At 36.9% G+C, this 21,462-nt stretch carries 16 protein-coding genes; 7 read left to right on the top strand and 9 right to left on the bottom strand.

The window, feature by feature from the left end:
• The first annotated feature begins 58 nt into the window (after positions 1-58).
• From QVB70_RS03595 to QVB70_RS03580, 4 genes are all read left to right on the top strand, one after another.
• Positions 59-1,153 carry a ribonuclease H-like domain-containing protein gene (locus QVB70_RS03595; RefSeq protein ID WP_287583470.1) on the top strand — a complete coding sequence of 365 codons (1,095 nt, stop codon included), beginning with the start codon at positions 59-61 and terminating at the stop codon, positions 1,151-1,153.
• A 269-nt stretch (positions 1,154-1,422) separates the two neighbouring features.
• Positions 1,423-2,010: a Rab family GTPase gene (locus QVB70_RS03590; protein ID WP_287583468.1), complete on the top strand. Its 588-nt coding sequence runs from the start codon at positions 1,423-1,425 to the stop codon at positions 2,008-2,010.
• A 38-nt stretch (positions 2,011-2,048) separates the two neighbouring features.
• Entirely contained in the window at positions 2,049-2,639 is a 591-nt protein-coding gene (locus QVB70_RS03585; protein WP_287583467.1) for a Rab family GTPase, read from the top strand.
• Between the two features lie 156 nt (positions 2,640-2,795).
• Entirely contained in the window at positions 2,796-3,383 is a 588-nt protein-coding gene (locus QVB70_RS03580) for a Rab family GTPase (RefSeq protein WP_287583465.1), read from the top strand.
• Here the strand turns inward: QVB70_RS03580 and QVB70_RS03575 are convergent, their stop codons facing one another.
• On the bottom strand, positions 3,384-8,696 hold the full coding sequence (locus QVB70_RS03575) for a hypothetical protein (RefSeq protein WP_287583463.1): 5,313 nt from the start codon (positions 8,694-8,696) through the stop codon (positions 3,384-3,386).
• A gap of 285 nt (positions 8,697-8,981) precedes the next feature.
• Here QVB70_RS03575 and QVB70_RS03570 point away from each other — a divergent pair, with 285 nt between their 5' ends.
• Entirely contained in the window at positions 8,982-9,284 is a 303-nt protein-coding gene (locus tag QVB70_RS03570; RefSeq protein ID WP_287583460.1) for an Hsp20/alpha crystallin family protein, read from the top strand.
• A gap of 67 nt (positions 9,285-9,351) precedes the next feature.
• Here QVB70_RS03570 and QVB70_RS03565 read toward each other — a convergent pair whose 3' ends face one another.
• The 5 genes from QVB70_RS03565 to QVB70_RS03545 all read right to left on the bottom strand — a co-directional run bounded on the left by QVB70_RS03565 (position 9,352) and on the right by QVB70_RS03545 (position 16,151).
• Entirely contained in the window at positions 9,352-9,954 is a 603-nt protein-coding gene (locus QVB70_RS03565; protein WP_287583458.1) for a sulfite oxidase-like oxidoreductase, read from the bottom strand.
• Between the two features lie 111 nt (positions 9,955-10,065).
• Positions 10,066-12,579 (bottom strand): PAS domain S-box protein, encoded by a 2,514-nt coding sequence (locus tag QVB70_RS03560; RefSeq protein ID WP_287583456.1) that lies wholly within the window; start codon positions 12,577-12,579, stop codon positions 10,066-10,068.
• 239 nt (positions 12,580-12,818) lie between these two features.
• Positions 12,819-13,259 (bottom strand): arsenate reductase ArsC, encoded by a 441-nt coding sequence (locus tag QVB70_RS03555; protein ID WP_287583454.1) that lies wholly within the window; start codon positions 13,257-13,259, stop codon positions 12,819-12,821.
• 105 nt (positions 13,260-13,364) lie between these two features.
• A complete protein-coding gene (locus QVB70_RS03550; RefSeq protein WP_287583452.1) occupies positions 13,365-15,473 on the bottom strand; it encodes a thioredoxin domain-containing protein in 2,109 nt (702 codons plus the stop codon).
• Positions 15,474-15,587: 114 nt separating this feature from the next.
• Positions 15,588-16,151 carry a nitroreductase family protein gene (locus QVB70_RS03545; RefSeq protein WP_287583450.1) on the bottom strand — a complete coding sequence of 188 codons (564 nt, stop codon included), beginning with the start codon at positions 16,149-16,151 and terminating at the stop codon, positions 15,588-15,590.
• Positions 16,152-16,293: 142 nt separating this feature from the next.
• On the opposite strand from QVB70_RS03545, the gene QVB70_RS03540 reads away from it, so the two are divergent.
• Positions 16,294-16,884 carry an HD domain-containing protein gene (locus QVB70_RS03540; protein WP_287583448.1) on the top strand — a complete coding sequence of 197 codons (591 nt, stop codon included), beginning with the start codon at positions 16,294-16,296 and terminating at the stop codon, positions 16,882-16,884.
• A 458-nt stretch (positions 16,885-17,342) separates the two neighbouring features.
• Here QVB70_RS03540 and QVB70_RS03535 read toward each other — a convergent pair whose 3' ends face one another.
• Both QVB70_RS03535 and QVB70_RS03530 read right to left on the bottom strand, forming a co-directional pair.
• Positions 17,343-18,479 carry an NAD(P)-dependent oxidoreductase gene (locus tag QVB70_RS03535; RefSeq protein ID WP_287583446.1) on the bottom strand — a complete coding sequence of 379 codons (1,137 nt, stop codon included), beginning with the start codon at positions 18,477-18,479 and terminating at the stop codon, positions 17,343-17,345.
• 248 nt (positions 18,480-18,727) lie between these two features.
• The gene (locus QVB70_RS03530) at positions 18,728-19,180 is read right to left on the bottom strand and encodes a hypothetical protein (RefSeq protein WP_287583444.1); all 453 of its coding nucleotides are present in this window, start codon (positions 19,178-19,180) and stop codon (positions 18,728-18,730) included.
• Positions 19,181-20,187: 1,007 nt separating this feature from the next.
• Here QVB70_RS03530 and QVB70_RS03525 point away from each other — a divergent pair.
• The gene (locus tag QVB70_RS03525) at positions 20,188-20,472 is read left to right on the top strand and encodes a hypothetical protein (protein ID WP_287583442.1); all 285 of its coding nucleotides are present in this window, start codon (positions 20,188-20,190) and stop codon (positions 20,470-20,472) included.
• Between the two features lie 456 nt (positions 20,473-20,928).
• On the opposite strand, the gene QVB70_RS03520 is transcribed toward QVB70_RS03525, so the two are convergent.
• Positions 20,929-21,201 (bottom strand): DUF362 domain-containing protein, encoded by a 273-nt coding sequence (locus QVB70_RS03520; RefSeq protein ID WP_287583440.1) that lies wholly within the window; start codon positions 21,199-21,201, stop codon positions 20,929-20,931.
• Positions 21,202-21,462: the final 261 nt, after the last annotated feature.

The following is a 21,462-nucleotide window of genomic DNA, read 5'->3' as shown; positions in this document are numbered from 1 at the left end:
AATAGAATATAGATATTTATAATCCATAAGTCACGAGCGACAAAAATAAGGAAATTAGATGAACAAGCAGGAGACAAAGGATAGCATGGAAGATTTCTTCGATAACATAGGAAGAAAGTTCAGAGAACGAGTAGATATTGCAAAAGAATTTGAAATTACTGCTGAAGAACCATTAGTCGAAACAGGATTTATCCCTTCGTTTATACTTGATTTTAAATATTTAGAAGCCCAAAAATTGAAGATCGACTTGCTTGATAGGTATGAAGGGGCAAAAATCGAAGATGTGCTTAGTGGAGAAGAACTTACAACGGAAATGGGTGCATGTTATTGCCTATCAGATCACACCGAAGTTAGTCTAATAAAACCAGACAAAGATGAAATGAGAAAAAAAATATTATCAGATCTTAAGCTTATTTTTGGCATTAGAGAGAAAACTGAACTTCAATTAAAACGGAAAGGATACAAGACTATCAAAGATCTTATTGGACATCCACGATTCAGAAGCAAAGCTAAAGAATTCTTGACATTCTTTGACGAATTTGACCTTGTCAACATAATTGATTGTATTGGAAAACGCTTTCCAAAGTCGCACCCACTTATGTTATATGCGTCAGGTCTATATAATAAGGAAGATTTTGTGTTTCTCGATATAGAAACACTTGGATTCTTTACAAGGCCAATAATATTGTTTGGTATCGCTCATATTTCAGGTAAAAAAATTTCAATAAGTCAATATTTATTGCGTGATATCTCAGAAGAGGCTGGAGCAATAGCAGCTACCCTTTCTCATTTTAAAGAGAGTGCTGCCTTAGTTACATATAACGGACGTGCCTTTGATGTTCCCTATATACAGGAACGTGTTGCTTATTATGGGATGGATGCAGATCTCAAGCATTTCAACATTGACTTACTTCATTTCTCAAGGCGTGCGTGGAAAGAACACCTACCAAATTGTCGATTAAATACCATAGAAAATCATCTGCTTGGAATCAAAAGGGAAGATGATGTACCAAATACTCTAATTCCAGATTTTTATGATACATATTTGAAAACAGAAAATCCAGGACCTTTAATCCCTATCGTTGACCACAATAAACAGGACCTCATCTCGTTGGCAAGTATTTTTTCTAAATTGTGGGATGAGTGGAAATAATCTACGAAAACTAGATTGTGATATAACATAAATTAGTTAGCCAATTGAAATTAAAATTAGAGCTAGAAATGAAATTGGAATTTTTTCGCTCTTTAATTGAGAAGAAATTTACTAGAAAACTTAAGTATTAACAAACTGCTCGAATCTTGGGAATAACTTCCGAACATCAAAACGTAAGGGAACAAAGGAAGAGATAATTCCTCGATAATTTTCAAGAAAAAGTAAAGAACTAGTTCAGAAAGTATGTATTTGGCATGGTGGTATAAAAAATGGACAATAGTCTTTTCAAGATCGTTGTTATTGGAGATGGCGCTGTCGGAAAAACAAGTATAACAGTTAGGACTTGTCATGGTCAATTTGACGGAGAATACTTGATGACTATTGGTGTCGAGTTTGGAACAAAGGCTTGTACAGTTGAAAATGACGAGATTAGAATGCAAGTCTGGGATACTGCAGGACAAGAAAGGTTTCGTTTTCTCCAGCCAGCATATTATCGGGGGTCACATGGAGCACTTCTTGTGTACGATATAACTCGCAAGGAGTCTTTCGACAAAATTCCTTCATGGATGGACAATCTTCTTAGTACAATTACTGATCCTATTCCTACTATTCTCGTAGGAAATAAGTGTGATCTAGATGAATTGAGAGTGGTCACCTTCGAGGAAGGTAAACTTTTAGCAGAAAAACTTTCAACTGAGTATAAAAGAGTAATTCCCTTCTTTGAAGCGTCTGCCAAAACCAATCAGAATGTAGAGGAGTTATTTATTAAACTCGGCTCATTGATGCTAGAAGAACGGCTTATTGAATTTAAGAATGCTGAAGAATGGAAAGAACGTGCAGAAGGTACTTGGTGGTAATTTTTTAAAAAGAAAAAATTTACTAAAATGGTGAAATAATGGCGAAACAAAATCTTTTCAAGGTTGTCGTTATTGGAGACGGTGCCGTCGGAAAAACAAGTATAACTGTGAGAATATGCCATGGTCAATTTGACGGAGAGTATTTAATGACTATTGGCGTTGAGTTTGGAATGAAGATGTGCACAATTAAGGGACAAAAAGTCAAACTGCAGATCTGGGATACTGCAGGACAAGAACGATTTCGTTTTCTGCAACCAGCGTACTATAGTGGTGCACATGGTGCTTTGGTCGTATATGATGTGACTAGACGACAATCATTTGAGAGGATACCAATCTGGATGGGTTACCTTACGGGAAATGTTGGCACTTCTTTGCCGACTATAATTATAGGGAATAAGTGTGATTTAGATGATATAAGATCAGTTGACACAGATGAGGGGGAGCATTTAGCGAAACATCTTTCTAAACACTATCAGCAGGATATTCCGTTTTTTGAAACGTCAGCAAAGACCAATCAGAATGTGGAGGAAGTGTTCCTTAAACTTGGTAGTATGATGCTGGAAGAACGGCTTTTTGAGGTAGAAAAAGCAGTTGAGTGGAAGGAACGCGCAAAAAATGACTGGTGGTAAAGTCTAAAAACTAATTATTATTGTGAGTTCGGTAAATATTAGTCCTCGTGTAGATGTACTCATAATTCTGTCAAAATGGTAATTAAAGATTAGATATGCTTCTCCTGGTGGTTCTGTTACGCCTCATTAACATGTTCAGATAGGGTGACATGAAAGATGAAGAAAAATATCTTTAAGGTTGTAGTGATTGGGGACGGTGCGGTTGGGAAATCAAGTATAACAATCAGAACCTGTTATGGCAAGTTTGATAGAGCCTACATTTCAACTATCGGCGTTGAATTTGGAACGAAGCCTTATACTATTGAAGGACAAGAAATTACGATGCAAATCTGGGACACTGCAGGACAAGAACGGTTTAGGTTTCTTCAGTCAGCATACTATCGCGGCGCTCACGGCGCACTTCTTGTATATGACGTGACTCGCATGGAGTCTTTGAAGAAAATCTCGGTATGGATAGACGACCTTATGAACAACATCGATCAGTCTATACCTATGATACTCGTGGGGAACAAATGCGATCTAGATATTGTGAGGGCGGTGCCTGCAAGCGATGGCGACACTTTAGCAGACACACTTTCGGAACAATATAATAGAGTCATTCCATTTTATGAAACGTCTGCCAAGACCAATCAGAATGTGGAGGAAGTGTTCCTTAAACTTGGTAGTATGATGCTGGAAGAAAGACTTTTTGAGGTAGAAAAAGCAGTTGAGTGGAAGGAACGCGCAAAAAGTGACTGGTGGTAACTAAGAATTAACTATATTGCCTAATCCTTCACTCATTTTAATTAATTCATCCCGTTTGTCTGTGAATGTGGAAAGAACAGATGAAACAGCGTCGGCTTCTTTTGACATTTTAATTTGTGTATATATCTTTTGTGCATACTCTAATAACGATATGGCTTGCTCCATTTGTGCGAGAGCCTTGGAATAGTTTTTGCTTTTTACCGACACGACAACTTCTGGTTGAATTAAATCTGTTGCAGTTCTTCTGCTATTTTCAGCAATCCACTTTGAACGGATATATTTTAGTTCTTTTCTTTTTCGAATATCACGAAATAGACTTGTTACTTTAAACAAAATATGCAGTTTGAAGAAATTGTGTGGCGTAAACAAAGATGTCGGAGAGAGAAATGGAACCCATCTTAGTATGCCCAGCATACCATGAATATTTTCAAGCGACTTCATCAAATGGAAATAGCAACTATCTATTTCGTCCTTCATTTGTTCGTTGACACATATTCCTAATGCTTTGAAATATGCGTCAGAAGCAAGAACTGGACATTTTACAGCTTCAAGATACTCAGCATACTCTATATAGAGGCTATAGAGTTCAGGTGAGGAAGTAAGTTTGAAGCTTTCAAGAAACACACTTGGTATGTTTAGATATTCGGATACGCCTGGTTTTGAAAGTTTAAGGTCAACATAGTAATATTCTTCAAATTTGTGTCGTAGTTTTCTCAAAAATCTATCCACTTTGTAATTTACAAAGGGCTTGAGAATCGAACTAGCTTGTTTTGTCCATACAGCTACTTTTGCATCTTTACCATCCATAGATATCCTTAAAGTCTTGAGATCAATATTTTGCGTTTCTTCTGCTGTTAATTCCTTTAGGAGACCTGTAATACCCGTAATAGCTTGCTCTTTTAGCTCTTCTTTGGCTTTTCGTGCATCAACACTTTCTTTCGGCAATTCTGGATCGAGTAATGTTTCTATTGGGGTGAAATTCTGTTTATAGATCGCCAAATTATTTCTATCGAAAATATAGAGATCGAAAAGATAATCGCTATTTAGAGGTCTTATATATACCGTTAGAATTATTGATACAAAAACTATTGCTAAAATGAACCAAGTTGTTGACAATAACCAGTTCTCTTGAACGAAAACTGTCGTTCGTACGGCATAGACTCGCATAGCAGTTATTGTAGTCATCGGAGATACGAGAACATCAAATAATTTAGTGTATGTAGAGAATCCTGTTTTTTCTACGGTAAGTTTTGCAGTATAATTACCAGACTCTAGATCAATGAGATCATAGTTAATTACGTAACTATTATTCGCTTCTGTCGCTTCAAAAATTATATCTCCTATACTCAAGGTAACGCTACAATTACTGACAAATCCAGAACCAGTGACGTTTATTGTAAGGGTGCCTGTTGATCCTGCTTCTAAATCAAGATCGTCAAGGTTAACATCTGGAGTTACCGTGAAGGTTTTACTAGAAGTTCCGCCTCCATCTCCACCACCGCCACTTCCGCCGCCTCCACCACTAGTGCCACCACCGCCATTGCCACCGTTCCCACCTCCTTTATCCACTAGGAAGGTGAATGCATCTTGACTTGTTTCGTCAAGTGAATCATTAGCTCGGACATTAAGGGTATTACTGCCATCACTGAAAGAATCATACATGCTTTGTGTTATTAAGATGTCATAAGGTGAACTCAGAGGCATCCAAGAACCTCCATTCCAGTTGTATTCCGCGTTGCTGACTCCTGAAGCATCGGTTATGGAAAGATCAATGGTATTACCAACAGAAATTTCGCTGTTTTCACTTGGGGAGTTTAATACAATCTGAGGAGGTTCAGTGTGACTGGCATCAAAGATAGTGAAATTTTCAACCAAGAAGCTATCATCGCCGCCAGATGCTTCAAATTCTTCACCGAACCATAAATCATCGATCCTAATTGGATCAAATCCTACCCAGCCTGAACATTCGGATTTAGCAGTTTCGATAGCAAATGTTACATTTAGAGTATATTGGTTTCCGTCGTCAGGTATTCCAGAATTAAGATATAAGATATCGGTGCCGTTAGCAATTACAGTAGAGTCATATTCATCGTAATTGAAGTAAATCCATCTTTGAGACGCCCCATCATCAAATCGTAAACCAAAAGCAGTCTTTGAATCGAAATCGAAAGTGAGGTAAAGCATTTTGCTCTCGTCATAATCTATGCTCAAATGTTGTTCTTGTAGCGCAGACTGACCTGATAGACCATCTCCGTCCATGACATATAAACCGACCTGTGTTACAACATTTCTAAACGAAGGTCGTGCATCGGTTTGTGTATCGAAACGTAATAATTCTTCTCCATTGTCATCCATTAAGAAAACAAGGTCGTCTATTAAGAAAACGTCATTTGCACTCATACCAGTTTCTTCGGATTCCGCGTAGATTTGAACGTTCACCGTGTCGATGGTGTTTATTTGTCCTGAAGTTAATTCTGCGCCACCAGTATCAGTTAGTTGCGCGGTTACATCATCGGCGAAATGATACCAGATGTTTGCACTTGGAACGTTAACTAACTTAACTCTATCAATGTCATTTCCATCATCATCGGTTGGGGGGTCGGTTGCAAGATAATACTCAACATGCCCCAATATCGTGCCTGTAGATGTCTTGAATGTTAACTTTACGTAAAAGGAGTCATCAACATCTGTAGAATTCACAGCAAAGGCAATCCAAAGGTTGTCCCTGCTACCTGAAGCGATTGTAAATGTCTTATTGATGAGGGAATAACTATCATCGTCAAGTGTATTCTCTCCATCATATAACCTTACGATACCACAACCAGAATCAAGGTATGGATTGTTTTGATCGAGAAATGTTTCACTACTGCTTCTTTGTACCCAAAACTCGGTAAAGGTCAATACATAACTGTCGGTATCGTGATTATTAATGGTGAAATCTAAGTTCGTATCAACTTCATTAATATTCAATAGTGTCCAAGTCCTAGAGGGTGCATCATACGTAATAGTTCCCGCTTCACTGCAATCTAGGTTTCCCAATGCGGAATCAATACTTATTGTTATCTTTGCACTTATTAGATCCCAGTTGGAATCTATGCTTCGGGAATGTACGGTAGTCATATCCGACCAATAGACTGTAATATCGTCAACCTGTTTAGAAGCTGCTTGTCCTTCGAAAATGACTTGATATTGTATAAATTCTTCATTTGGGAGCCCAGATAAATCGAGTGTGCCCGTTGTTGAGTTCGATGTCCACGCAGAAGGTGATGAGAACCCCGAATTATCATCTGTTCGAGCACGTACCCGTACCTCTCCGTAACTACCTGATTCCGTCCACTGTAATTCTACCCAATATGGAGAAATGCCACTATCAATATAATCATCAGTGTAATACCCAGTTTCCCTTTGTGCATAAATGCGGAAAGTTAAATCATAACTAGGATACCTTGTACCTGGAAAACCGATTGTTAATGCGTAACTCGTACCGAGATAATTTTCAGTAGTGGAATAGCATATGTTTTGACTTGAAACGCCAGTTATTACCAGGTTGTATGTACCCGTGGTAGTAATGGTTAACGGAAAATCCGTAGACGATACAGAGACCCATTGCTCGCTGCCAGGCAGAGTAATGCTACCTGATAGTACGGTAAAACTGCTAGGATCTATCAATGAAACCGATCGAGAACCACTACCAGACTTTGCTCTTAATTGGATGCTGGTTATAACCTCTCCTTGCTCAAGATAAATTTCTTGAGCTAATTGTAGGTCGGTATCGGTGTCGTATAGCGTATCTTGAGACTCGGTAAGGACTTCCCCAGACGTCTGCAAATATCCATTTACGGCAGTCGTACCTGTATGAGTGCCAGCCCAATCTGCGGGATCGCTATGTGTTTGTGAACCAACCGTTCGTGTAATAGTACCTGGATTTGTTTGATATCTATAGAATGCCCCATCCCAGCCCTCGGTGTCCACGTTATTCTCGAATCTCTGAATTAATCCATCATCAAAAGAAGTAATCGCATTATCATCAACAGTGAGCTGAGTGAGCGCAGTTGCCCAATCAAAATGAGTGCGTTCGGTTTTGTCAATCTCGATATTAGTTGTGGTAATGAGCGGGTCAAAAGTTGTCCACGTATTAGCAGATAGATCTACCTGTTTGCAACCTTTTACCCTTACCGCAGAATGTTTATTGTTAGAGCCTCCTAGTTGCATGTCATCTATTCTGAACAATGATTGTTGGGTGTATCCCTGCGTATCCAAGTCACGAAAATCGAACCTATGTCGCAGGAATCCATTCGTATCGTCATTTTTAGATTTATCGTAGACATCTGCGACTTTGATAAAATTAGAGATGTCCTCGGTACAGTCTTGCGGACCGTCTTTTAGAAAATATCTTTTTGCGATCGAGTTATCGGTTACGTAAACGTAATCGGCACCATACTCTGTGTTCTTATATTGAGGATTACACGCCATTACAAATTCGTAACCTATTGAATGTATATAATGGCTAAACCGAGAATCTATCTGAATCTTTGCAAATTTATTATTATAAGAGATGGTAACGGAGATATTATAAGAAAAGAGATTTTGAGGCGTATCTAAAGAATCATCCCATCTAACTTGCGTTGTGTTATATCCAAACCTCCAATGTGTACGGTTTATGGCTGTTACGTACATGAAATTCCGAGCATCTATCTGAGTTCCATCTTGAGCGTACATATCCCTTTTGGTAAGCCATCTGCTATAATCAGTCTCTCCTTGACTTATGTACTGCCTGATAAACAACCCGTTTAGAGGATCATGGTTTTTGTTCTTAAAGGAATAAGGTGAAGTAATTAATTGCATTCTACCCCAGTCATCGTTTGGATTTGTGTATAAACCGTAATATCCGTAAGGAGAACGCACCCAAAGAATTTCTATATCATCTAAAGGAATCGAATATAGAAGACTTGGATCTGTGCTGTCGTTCCATTGTTGAGTGCTTATTCTTTTTACAAACAAGTGTAATGAAGTATCTTCATAAGTTCCGCTTTCATCTAAAACTTGTTTTCCATTGATAAGATATTGTCCACCACCTCCATCGGCTTGAATGTATGGAGGGGGTTTTTCATTATCATCTAAGAACTTGTTCGACTCTGGTAGATACTCTATATTTTGATCTGGGGAAGCAACAACGGATATAATACCAAATGAGAAAAGAAAAGTAAAAAAGACGACAAAAACGGTAAAAAAGAAAGTATGGCGCTTTATACGTCTATAATTCAAAATCCATCGCCTACGTTTCCTAGTTGTTCTAAATAAATAGAAAACCATACGTTTCCACCATGTACATTTAATCCAACTGCATGCTTACATAAAAATTTTCCGATAAAATTGAGTAAAAAGGGCAAATAACCGAAGATAAGATGCTAAATGTGCTTATTAATGGTTTAATTTAAAAAAATGAACTTTGATTTCAAGATAAGGATCTGAAAACTATTCTTATAAACCATTAGAAAGCAGTCTCTCTTATATTCGCTCTGCCAACACAATAAACTTAATTAACAGCGCAAATCGCTAATAATGCTGTGTTTTAAGCACAAGATGAAAGGTGATCTTATGTCAGTAGAAATCGTAAAGATATCTCCTGCTTTGCTTGCTTATCCTGATGAGAACCATGAGAATCTAATTGTAGAAGTGGAATTACCTGGTGTGAAAAAAGAGAATGTTAGAGTAAAGATGCATGAAGATAGCTTTTATATAAATGCAACCAAAGAAGGAACTGAGTATATCGGTTCCTATGCTGTATGTTGCCCTGTTGTTCCTGAAAAGGCTAAGGCTACTTACGAAGATGGATTACTTAAGGTAACTGTGCCTTATAAAGATGCCCTTGAAGACGCTGTCGATGTAATGGTCGAATAAAATCACTTATATTTTTCTTTTTTTTTAATTGCTATTTTGACTAGATATTTTGTCTAGATGAAGTTTTTTAATAATAACTGTACCTCTCTTCTTTCCATGGGTCACCGTGGTTATGATATCCTCTTGTTTCCCAGAATCCTGGCTTATCTTTTGCTATAAATTCTAAACGTTCGACCCATTTTGCACTTTTCCAAAAATAGAGTCTTGGTACTACAAGTCTGCAAGGTGCTCCATGCTTTGCAGTATTCGGTTCATTGTCTAATTTGGCAACAAATAATACATCTGCTTGAAAGAAATCTTCTAGAGTAAGATTAGTTGTCCAACCTTCTGCACAGTGAACTATGACAAACTTGGCTTCGGGAAGTATGTTAACAAGTTCTTTTATTACACTAGTGCTTACACCCTCCCAGAGATTGTTCAATCTTGACCAGCCAGTAACGCAATGCACATCTGAAAAAACTTTTACCATTGGAAGTGACATAAATTCTTCATAACTAAGTGTTTTTTTCTCTTCGACTAGTCCTGTAATTTTAAAAGTCCATTTGGAAAGATCATAACGAGGCACCGATCCTGCATGAAGAGTTGGAAATTTTTCCGTAAGTCTTTGACCAGGAGGCACTCTATTTTCTCTCTTTGTGTCAGGACTTATGATTATGCCTTCATCTTCCATGAAATCCCTTCCTCAAATTTCTTTTAGACATTTATTGTCATTTTATTTAACTTTTTTAGTGATGACAATCTCTCAAAGAAATTCTCAATTTTTTCCTTTAGTAACTCCTCATCAAATCCTGCTCTTGTAGTTACTCAATTTGCTGATATCGTGAGCAACTCCAAGAAGATGAGTGCAGTTTCCCTTCTCGTCAAAAATGGGAGTTATTGTTGTTTCAAATGTAAGATGTCCCTTGGGTAAATCAACAGAACTTTCATATGTAATGGGTTTACCAGTTCGAATTACTTCCTTGTATTTAAGAATTAAGTCTTTATAAACTGATTCTGGCAAGATTTCATCAACCATTTTTCCAACCACGTGTTCTTCAGTAAAACCAGTATCTGTTAAAAATGCTTGATTGATGCTAATGACTTGATAACGGTCATCGGGCTCAATCTTAATAAAAAGTATCGAATCGGAAACGGTGTTGAAAATTAATGAAAGCCGATTTTCACTTTCCCTAAGCCTTTCTTCTGACTTTTTGCTTTCGGTGATGTCCTGGACAGTCCCAATCATCCGAACTGGCTTTCTAAGTTCATCAAAAACAACTTCTGCGTGTTCGTGAACGATACGCTCCTCACCGTCTGGTAAAATTATGCGATGGTCAATACTATAAGGTACGTTTTCAAATAAGGCTTTATCTACCGATTTTTTAACGAATTCTCTATCTTCTGGATGAACAGAATTTAGAAAAGCCTCATATGTTGCACCAAATTCCTGAGGTTCTAACCCAAAGATGCGATAAATTTCGTCTGACCAGTGAAGTTCGTTTGTTTGAATGTTCCAATCCCAATTCCCTAGATGTGCAATCCTTTGTGCTTCAGCAAGACTTGTTTCGCTCCTCTTCAGCGCATCTTCAGTGCGTTTCCTTTCAGTAATGTCCTTCACTACTTCTATAGCGGCAGTTATATTTCCCTCATCATCGTATACAGGCGAACTGGTGGTCATAATGTAACATTTAGTTCCATCTGGTTTTATCATCATTCCCTCAGAGATCGAAGTTTTCCCTTCTTTAAATACCTTCTCAGCAGTACACTCAGGACAACAAGTATCAAACCCTTTGTAAACTTCATAACATTTCTTTCCGATAACATCCCCCCATATATCTTTTACCGCCTGATTTACCCATATAATATCTAAATCTTTGTTTTGTATAGTGATAATGTCTCCGATTCCACTCAAGATCGCCTTAAGTTTTTCCTCAGATTCTTTTAATGCTTTTGTTCGTTCTGCAACCATTTTTTCTAGATTTTCAGTATGTTCTTTTAATTGTTCCTCAGCTTGCTTGCGAGTGATGATTTTCCCAATTCGTTCAGCGATAGCATTTGTTAGGTTCCTCTCTTCTTTCAGAAAAGGTCCTTCATCGCTATCTGGCATTTTTTCTAAGTAATAGACTTCTAAAGCGCCTATTCGATTGCCGTGCACAATAATATCGCTTGCTTGCTTCCAGATAGTCTCTCTGAAGTTTTCGGTTTTAAATTCTTGGTTTTTTAGTATTACTCGTGCACAGGCAATTTCTGGATACTGTATGGCGGAGGAAAGGAATTCAACTACCCCTTGAAGGATTTCTTCTAATGTAATGTCTGGAGTGTCAACAAGCTCAGAGATATTAAAGAAGCATCTCAGTTCCTTGACTCGTTCGCGAAGATTATATGCTACCATCTTCAAAGCATTTTCTGCCTTTTTGCGTTCGGTGATATCACGAATGATTTCCCACATTCCAGTAGGTCTTCCATTCTTATCTTTCATAAGCCATACTCTTACCGAGACGGGGAAAATTCTTCCGTCTTTCTTGATATGTTCTGCGTCAAATTCTTCCGAATAACCCTTCTTAAGTACTTCAGCACGAATCTTGTCTGGTATATCACGCCATTTCTCATATATGAGATCCCAAAGTGTTAATTGAAGCAGTTCTTCCTTGGAATAACCGTGCATATCTGCGAAGGACTGATTGCATTCTTTGATATTTCTTTCCATATCATAAGATACTATACCATCTATGGAGGACTCATATAAACCTCTATAACGTTCCTCTGAATCCTTGAGTTCTTTTTCTAATTCTTTGACTAAGCTTATATCTGTCATAACACCTTGAATAATTTGTTTTTCTTCCTTTTCAAAAGATGTCACATTGATAAGACAAGGGACAATTTCAGCTTGTTTTGTTAATAGAGAGAGTTCATAAGAAGCTGGCACATCTTCTCCAGTTAGAATTTCAATCAAATGATCTTTAAACATTTCTCTTTGTTCGGGAATAATATTTGCGAAAAAATCGAAGTCTGGGGCATATAATTCTTCCTTTGAATACCCTAATATATCCAGAAATGCTTGGTTAACAAATTTAAGCACCCTTCCTTCAATATAAAAGATCATATTCGGATCTCTCTCAACAAGAGTTCGATATTTTGCTTCTGACTCAACCAATTGCTGCTCTAATTGCTTATGTTCTGCTTGGCGTTGTCGTGATTCTTTGATTGTAGTATTCAATTCAGCCTCTGTTTTCTTGTATTCGGTGAGTGTTCTTTTTATTGCTTCCTTTAGATTCGCCGGAACGTCATCTCTATATAAATAGTCTTCTAAACTCATACTGCCACATCGTATCTGCATTTTTGATATAGTAATAAAGGAAATTGATTGAATTTATGCACTAATACCCTTAAAATAATTTAGTGCTAATGAGTCGGAAAAACTACATACTACTGCAAAATTAGTTTACATTAACTAAATTATCATTTTAAAAATTTGTGTTGTATTGTTCTAAGAAAAGCGTATATATTATTATCTAATTGACTTTAATTACGGGAAAATTATTTACAGCAAAAAAATCATTCTTTCGTCGATTTAACGCCATTAACAAAGGTCCTTTCAATCCAATCCTTTATCTCATCTCTAACTCGTCTAAAAACTTCTAATTTCTCATCTTCGCTCCCTTCAAACTCTGCTGGATCTTCGAAACCTTTATGGATATAATTTTTTCCGCCTGCAAAAAATGGGCATTTTTGATGTGCATTATCACAGACTGTGACAACATGATCAATTGTCATTTCATAAAAACCTACAATGCCCTTCGAATGTTGGTCTGAGATATCAATACCAATTTCTGCCATTACTTTAATAGCATATAGGTTTACGCTTGATGGCTCTAATCCTCCGCTGTAAGTTTCATAACGATCACCTTTTAACGTTCTTAATAAACCTTCTGCCATTTGCGATCTAGCTGCATTGTGGGTGCAAATAAATAGCACTTTTTCTTTATTGACATTCAATTGAAAACCCCATCACCTAAAAAAAGAAAAACTTTGTTAAATCTTTCCTTCTACGCATAAAGTTGAGTATATACGTCTATAGTCTTCTATTCATTTATTTCTCTTTCATCTGTGTAAATCAAGTTGCTTCAACATTTCATTTATGTCTGTTGTCGGCTTTTTGCAAGTATAGTTAATACAGATATATGCTGTTGCTTTATCTTCGATATTTGGCATGTATTTAATGAATTCTGCAATGTCATGAATCTCTGGCGATTCTTGTTCTGTTTGATTAAGAAAGATGAGTAAATTGGGAATGAAATGTGATTTGACGGCAGTTAACATGTTTTTTGTGTCTGTTGCTTGTGAATTTCCTGCTATAACCACTTGGTATGAAGGCCCAATTGCAAAATCTAATGCAACCATTAACTGGTTATGAGCTGCTGGAGAGTTATTTAAGTTCTTAGAAAAAGCTTTCCCTATTTTAGAAGCCTTATCATCAAAATCTTCATCTGCTGCTACTCTTCCTAAACGGAGAAGATTTAACATTGCAACTGAGTTGCCAGATGGAATTGCCCCATCATAAATCTCTTTCTGACGAACGAGGAGTTCCTCCCCATCATCTGGCGTGAGATAAAATCCTCCTGTCTCGTTATCCCAAAAATGCTGTATCAACTCTTCATTCAAATCTAGAGCAGTTTGAAGATAACTCGCATTAAAGTTGGCCTCATAGAGTTCTATTAAGCCCCAAATCAGAAATGCGTAATCATCGACCTGAGCTAATATGCTTGCTTCACCATCTCGATAGCGATGTAAAATTCGTCCTTCTGGGGTTCGCATATTTTTAAAAATAAACTCAAACGCGTTTTTGGCGGCATCCAAATAACTGGTTTCATCAAAAACTTGTGCTCCTTTTGCCAATGCTGCGATCATTAGACCATTCCAGTCAGTAAGAATCTTGTCATCTTTATGAGGATGTATACGCTTTTCACGTTCTGAAAATAACTGTTGCCGAATGTTTTCAATTTTTTTCTTCAAGTCTTTTACTGATATGTTTAGATCAGATGCGATATCTTCAATTGGTTTCTTTAGATGAAAGATGTTTTCCCCTGTTTTTCTTTGAATCATCATATCTATAAAATTCCCACGAGGTTGGATATCAAATACTTTAATGATTAAATCTGCGTCTACCTGTTCGAGTATTTGTTTAATCTCTTCTTCAGTCCACAAATAAAATTTGCCTTCTTTACCTTCACTGTCAGCATCTTCAGCCGAGTAAAAACCACCTATCGGTGCTGTCATATCACGCAGGACATAAGTAAAGATGTCCCGAGCAGTGTGTTCATATTCCTTTTTCTTAGTTGCTTGATACGCTTCTATATAAGCCATCGCCAACATAGCTTGATCATAGAGCATTTTTTCGAAATGAGGTACTAGCCAGAGATAATCCGTTGAATAGCGATGAAATCCAAAGCCGATATGATCGTACATTCCCCCAAGCCTCATAAATTGGAGAGTTTTTTCAACCATCATCAAAGCTTTTTCATCATCAGAACGCTTCCAATAACGAAGTAAGAAAAGCAAGTTGTGAGGACTTGGAAACTTTGGAGCATCGCTGAACCCGCCATATTCATCATCAAAACGGCTTTTAAGCGAGCTATAAGCAGTTTTTAGCATAGTTTCTTCCAATTCTTCACCCACTTCGCCCTTTGACACCTGTTCAAGTGCAGAAACGACTTTATCCGTTGCATTGAAAACTTCGTCTCGTCGATTTGTCCAAAGTTCTTTGATATAGGGTATTACATCCAGCATACCAGTCATTCCAAAACGCCCTTTTTTAGGAATATATGTTGCAGCAAAGAATGGTTTCTTATCGGGGGTCATAATTATGGTAAGTGGCCATCCACCTCTACCTTTAAGTAATTGGGCGACCGTCATGTAGAGATTGTCGATATCTGGTCGTTCCTCTCTGTCGACCTTAATGTTTACAAAAGCATCATTCATTAATTTGGCTACTTCTTGATCTTCAAAGGATTCATGCTCCATTACATGGCACCAATGACAAGTAGAGTAGCCAATGGATAAAAAAATTGGTTTATCTTCTTTTTTTGCTTTCTCAAATGCTTCAGGTTCCCATGCATACCAATCTACAGGATTATACGCATGTTGAAGTAGATAGGGACTTTTTTCATTAATTAATCGATTAGCCTTCTTAGGTTCAGATTCATCTGACATTATTATAACCTCAATAGTGCACAACGTAATTTACATTGAACTGCATATGATAAGGCTTATGTTCAATGCATATTTGAGCTAATCCCATAAAAAAAGGTTAAAGAAAAAGAACTTTTATAATAACTCTTTAAAACGGTTGAGATGCACGAACGCTTCAAAGGGAAATCTAGTTGGTCGTTTTTGTTCATCTTTTACATGTTTCTCTGAAAGTACAGGGCTAATAGTCTCTGAATGCTTTCCAATAATCACTAAAGTGATAACAGTTACATCTTCTGGAATTTCGAGAACGCTTTTAACAATTTCCTCGTTGAATCCTGCAATCGGATGGGCAACTAAACCCATTTCTGTCGCTCTTAATATCAGGAATGCTGTTGCCATACCAGTATCGAAAAGATAATACTCCCTACCTTTAACAAAACAATCATACTCTTTATTACTAAATATAGCAACGATTAGTGATGCTTTAAATGCCCATACATTTCCACTTGACAATGATGAGTGCAACTTCTCTAATACTAAAGAGTCATTAACGAAAACAAATCTCCATGGTTGATTGTTAAAACAGGAAGGAGCCAATTGAGCACTTTCTGCTAATTCGTTAATTAAATGGTCAGTTATTTCTATGGGCTCTAATGAGCGAAATGCTCTTCTTTCATATATCGCTTGCTTTACATCCACCGAGATCCCTCTTTTTTATTCATCTAATAACTTCTTAAATTCAATAATTCTAAATTGTATTTCAAAAACGATTTTATTGTGAGGAATAGTTAACTTTATCTATTGTATATAAAGTCAATGTTGGTTCAAAAGGTGATCGTTAATGTGGAAACAGCAATTACTTGCATTCACAGAACAACTCAAGCATCCGGCTTGGGGTTTTTCTCATTTTCAACGAATTTACGAATTATCACTTCAATTAGCCAAGGAGCAAAATATTGATGTTGATCAAGATGCACTATTTGCAGCAGCCTATCTTCATGACATTGGTGCATTTGAGCCCCACAGGCAGCCAGAAATAGACCACGCAGAGCGATCAATTCAACTTATAGAAGAAATCCTTACCCCAATGGGCTTTCCGGTGGAAAAAATTCCTCTTGTTAAAGATATTATTAGCGGTCATATGTTTTATGAAAATCCTTCTGCACGAAAGGAATCAATTATCTTTCACGACGCAGATGTTTTAGATTTCATGGGCATAATCGGAGTGACAAGGCTGTTGTCGATCGTTGGTATCTCTGATTGGGCGCCAGACTTGAAAAGTGCAATAAAGAGAATTCAGCAATTTATCAAAGAACTCCCAGAAAAATTACATACGCCTCAAGCTCGTCAAATAGGTAAGATCAGACAAAAAGAAATGGAGACTTTTCTGGAAATTCTATCAAAAGAGACGCGTAATTTAGAGGCACTTTAACTCGTAATTTGTGAACTAACCAATATTACATGCATGAGAAAGGCAGATTAAGAAAAAAATTACCTTAAAATTACTAGAACATGATTTAAGCGCAGGATAGAAAATTAATAAGTATCTTCTAAAGCAAAAAAGAAGATATTGAAAAGGAATAAAGATTCATTCTTGTATTCATTTACTTTTTCTTAAGCTTACCAAGAATGTCTTTGCCCTTTTTTCCTCTAATTTTCTTCTTAAGATCTGACATTTATGAGCCTCCTTACCTTACTCTTGTATTTCTACCTATTTAATTATTATTCTTGTGGAAAATTTCATCTTATAATTAGGAGCTGTAATTTAAACCTAAGCTCAAGTATGTTTCCTGAAAATTGTTATGTAAATGCTTGTATTCAGTGTAAAAACTTATTCAGTCTTAATTAGTTGTTTTTATTCTATCCTGTCGATCTGTAAAGGCAAAATTACTAGTTTTGCAGTATTTCTGGGTTCAATAAATTATGCGGTAACTGTTTATCAATAAGGACACGCACTATTTCCTCTACAGATAATTCCAATACTGTATTAAAGGTGCCTCTAAGAAGATAAGCACTGTGGCATGTTAAAATTATATTGTATTTTTCTTGTCCTGTTTTTCTCAAAGGATGTCCTGCAGGTAGAGAAGTCGCAGCCATTTTTCTTAGTGGATGGTTTCTTGCTAAAGGTTCTTCTTCAAAAACATCCAATGCTACACCACCAAGTTTTCCGTTCTCTAAGGCTTTAATAACCGCAGATTCGTTAACAACCGGTCCTCTGGCTGTGTTAATTAGGAAGGCACCATCCTTCATTTTTGAAATTTGCTCTTCGTCGATTAAACCTACTGTTGATTCATAAAACATTTCAGTACGCTGATAGTTTTTTTCGAATCCCAAATAGACTCGTTCACGTTTTTCAAATAATGGAACGTGTACAGAAATAAAATCAGCAGTTTCAAGTAATTCATCAAGATCTACTCTTCTTACTTTACCTTTCTGAAAAATTTCTTCGTCGAGATAAGGATCATATGCCACAATTTCTTTAAAAACGTGCTGAACAAATTCTGCAACCTTTCTGCCGATTCTCCCATAACCTAATATTCCTAAAACTGATTTATATAAGGGAGCACTCGGTATTCTACTCTGACTCACCCATTTATCTTCTCCTGATTGTTCTCTCCCTATGTCGAGATCTCTCGCAGTAACAACTCTATGGTGATACTCATTTGAATGACCTGCTAATGCTAGAATATATTGAATGGTATGTTGACCAACTGAATTTGGACCATAACCAGGAACATTCACCGCTGGAATTCCTAGTTCTGTCAATGCAGGGAGGTCTAGTTCATCATAACCAACGCCAGCTCGCAAAACAAGTTTACAACGATCTGGATCCAAATGTTCATGTGCACCTTTTCTGCCAAAGTCAAGATGTTGAATTACAATAACGTCATATTCATCTAATTTTGTAAAATCTTTTATATCCGGGTGATAAACATCAACATCTATGTTGTGCTCATTTAATCCTGATTCAAGGGTACTCAAATCATTTGAATAAAATGTATCAATAACTGCTACCTTATACGCCATTTCCATTCCTCTAATAATTTCAGGATCACTGTGTTTAACGTCAATCATTAAATTGATATATAAAATTAACTATTTGGCATAATTAATCTAGTTCTAGAGAGTCATTGATCGCCAAAACATGTTTATCTGCTGTATCTAGAATTTCTTCAATTTTTTAGCATTGTTCACTTGATCTGCGATAAAGCTAAATAACTGAAAGAAATCTTGTTTTCTAATACAGTTCTACTCTATTTTGTTCAAGGGAAATTTCAAACGCGAACTTCTGTCTTGAATTCACTTAAACATTTTTCTACTTCATCAACTTCTTCTTTCAATGATTCACAAACCGATCTGAGCATGCTGATTTTGGATTTTATTTCTTTTACAGTATAGATATCTTGATTAAATTCATCTTCATTTTCAGAGGTAAATCCAATTAGTCGTTCTAATGCGTTAAAACATAGTTGCCTACTATCACTCTTTTTTATTATGCGAAAAAGTTCCATTGACGTTTCAAATTCGATTTTCCTAAAAATATATTCTTGCCGTACAACACCGTGAACATCTACTCTTAATTCTAAGATGTGATCACCATGATCTAGTATTCTTGTAAACAATCCACCGTTTTGCAGGGCAAATTCTTCGTCTTCTTTTGTGAAGTCTGCCATTCCACTTTTACCGCATTGTTCACAAAAATAGAGAATATATGTTCTCTTATCCATTAGAATTCACTCTTGATTTGTGATATTATTCAACATTCGAAAGGATAGTGATTGAAATATTGTTATTTTGTTAAAAATAGTTTTTGAATCGTCAATTTAAATGACAAAAATGAATTTATCTCAATTCTTAGGGAAGATAAGGATTTTGTCAAAACATGGTTTTTTTTACAAAATCACAAAAACGGATGAACGAATAGTGAGATCTGCAATTTGAATTGCATGAAAGAGAAATTTCTTATATCTTTTTTGCTAGAAACAACTTTAACCCCAGGACACTTGTTTTTCAAAAAGGGTGCGCGTCAATTTCCTCGAACTTTATGCTCAAGCTATGGTCCGAGACCTGGAACTAAAAACCGGCTCTGTGAGGATATTCTCTCCGATCTCATAAAAAAATGCTACTATATTTCTGAAAAAACAAAGATCTTCATTTTCGTGAATTTCAAGTTTCCAGAGACACCGCTTTACCAAATTTCTACGTCATCGACGGAGGAACGATGTCATTTTGAAAACAATGCTGCCGCCAATTTGAAAAGTTTCACATTGATTTTTTGGAAATTGTCTTGGAAGTGTCACTATAACTCCACATTAACGCTCGAATACACTATTTTTAGTTGATTGATATCGAAACGATACTGAATTTACTCCTATAGGAGTATACAAGTTAGAATAAATAGACTTCTCCCCGGAACTATTCCGCACGTGATAGGTTCAGACTGCTATTCTTTTGCGATCTTAGAACATGCGTAGAATTTTTCTACAAACTATTTAAGACACCGACAAGCGTGTTCTATTACATAAATAAGTAAATACATCGTTCATACGACGAAACAGAATCTCTGAAGCTAAGACACTCTTTCAAAGAAGACCTATCATACTTTCAAGACTTTTTTGTGGTAGCAGTTGTAATGGTCGACAGGTAGAGCGTTGCTATTCGCACTCGAAGTTGGGGCACTAGATCGTGGTCTACACATTCGTAGACTGGAAACACAGGAGGAAGGGAGAACGGCATGCAATATTCGGAATTATGTAACGAATTGAATAAATTCCTACAAGGAGAAGTCCCTCTTTCTACCATTAAGGATTGTTTCTCTCTTTATTGGAATAACGTTGACGAACAAGGCAATCACGAAAACAATATCTCAAAAGTTGAGTTACTCCATATAGCTGTGGAGGCCTACGAATCCGGGTGGTTTTCAAAAGAAGACCTACAGAAAACCTTTTTGCATTATTCCTCAGAAGTGAATTATCAATCGCATGGAACAGATGAAGATCGTACCAAAAGCCATGGATGAGGACATCCCGTTAAGAATAAGGGTTATGTATAGAAGGATGTTGTGTGCCATGCATTCCTTTTATACATCCCTGCACATCTTTTTTTATAGAAATAACCGACCATTTTAAAAACAATCATGCAGCCGATTTCAAAATTTTCAAATTGGTTTTTTAGAAATTCATCCTTAGGATCTTATAACAAAATCCTTAAGTGCTCTAAGAATTGAGTTCTGCACAGTTTGATGACTGTCGCGACATATCGAGAAAAGGGAACTCTTTCTTTGAACATATGTTCTAACAAAACTATGGTCGCCTGAAGGCGTCGCGTATTCCTTCTTCTTAAAGAAGAAAAAAGAAAATAAATTATTAAAACTAAATAAAACTGAACAAGACGGTCTAACCAGTGATTTTTTTAATACGCAACCCAATATCTTCTTGCCAATCAGTTTTAAACTATGCCATTCCCATTTTTTTCATCATGATCTGTTGATAAAGGTCGGCCGTATCCTTCGAGGTACTATTTCCTTTTCTCTTTTCTGGAGTTGGATAGCGTCTGAGGGGCAAGTGGTCACACAAAGACCACAACCAATACATCTGTCCAAGTCTACTTTTGACACCTCATCTACCATGGATAACGCTTCCATCTGGCAACGATCTATCCATGTTTCACAACCTGCACATTCTTCGGGGTCAACTACCGCAAAATAGTTTGATGTATAAACTTCATTTTGGCGAGGAAATTTCTTCATATTGAATAAAACTTTACTACAACATCCACAACAAGCACAGATAAAAAGTGGGTTCTGATTATTTGGAGGTTGTAGAACCAAGAATCTCGAACTAAGAATCACGATCTATAATGATTCAGGGTGAACTACTACCCAACAAGTTAGGTGGCTTCTGCCCTCCTAGACTGTTCTGCTTAGCCAACACGGTTGGTCACATGAAGCCTAGTCATCGACAGTTCGGGCTGGTCCACGGCAGCCCCCGTCCCTCAAGGGACACTTGAG

The sequence above is a fragment of the Candidatus Borrarchaeum sp. genome, assembly GCF_019058535.1.
Classification (GTDB): domain Archaea; phylum Asgardarchaeota; class Sifarchaeia; order Borrarchaeales; family Borrarchaeaceae; genus Borrarchaeum; species Borrarchaeum weybense.
Note: the sequence above shows the minus strand (reverse complement) of the source record. Positions and strands in the feature narration are given on the sequence as shown.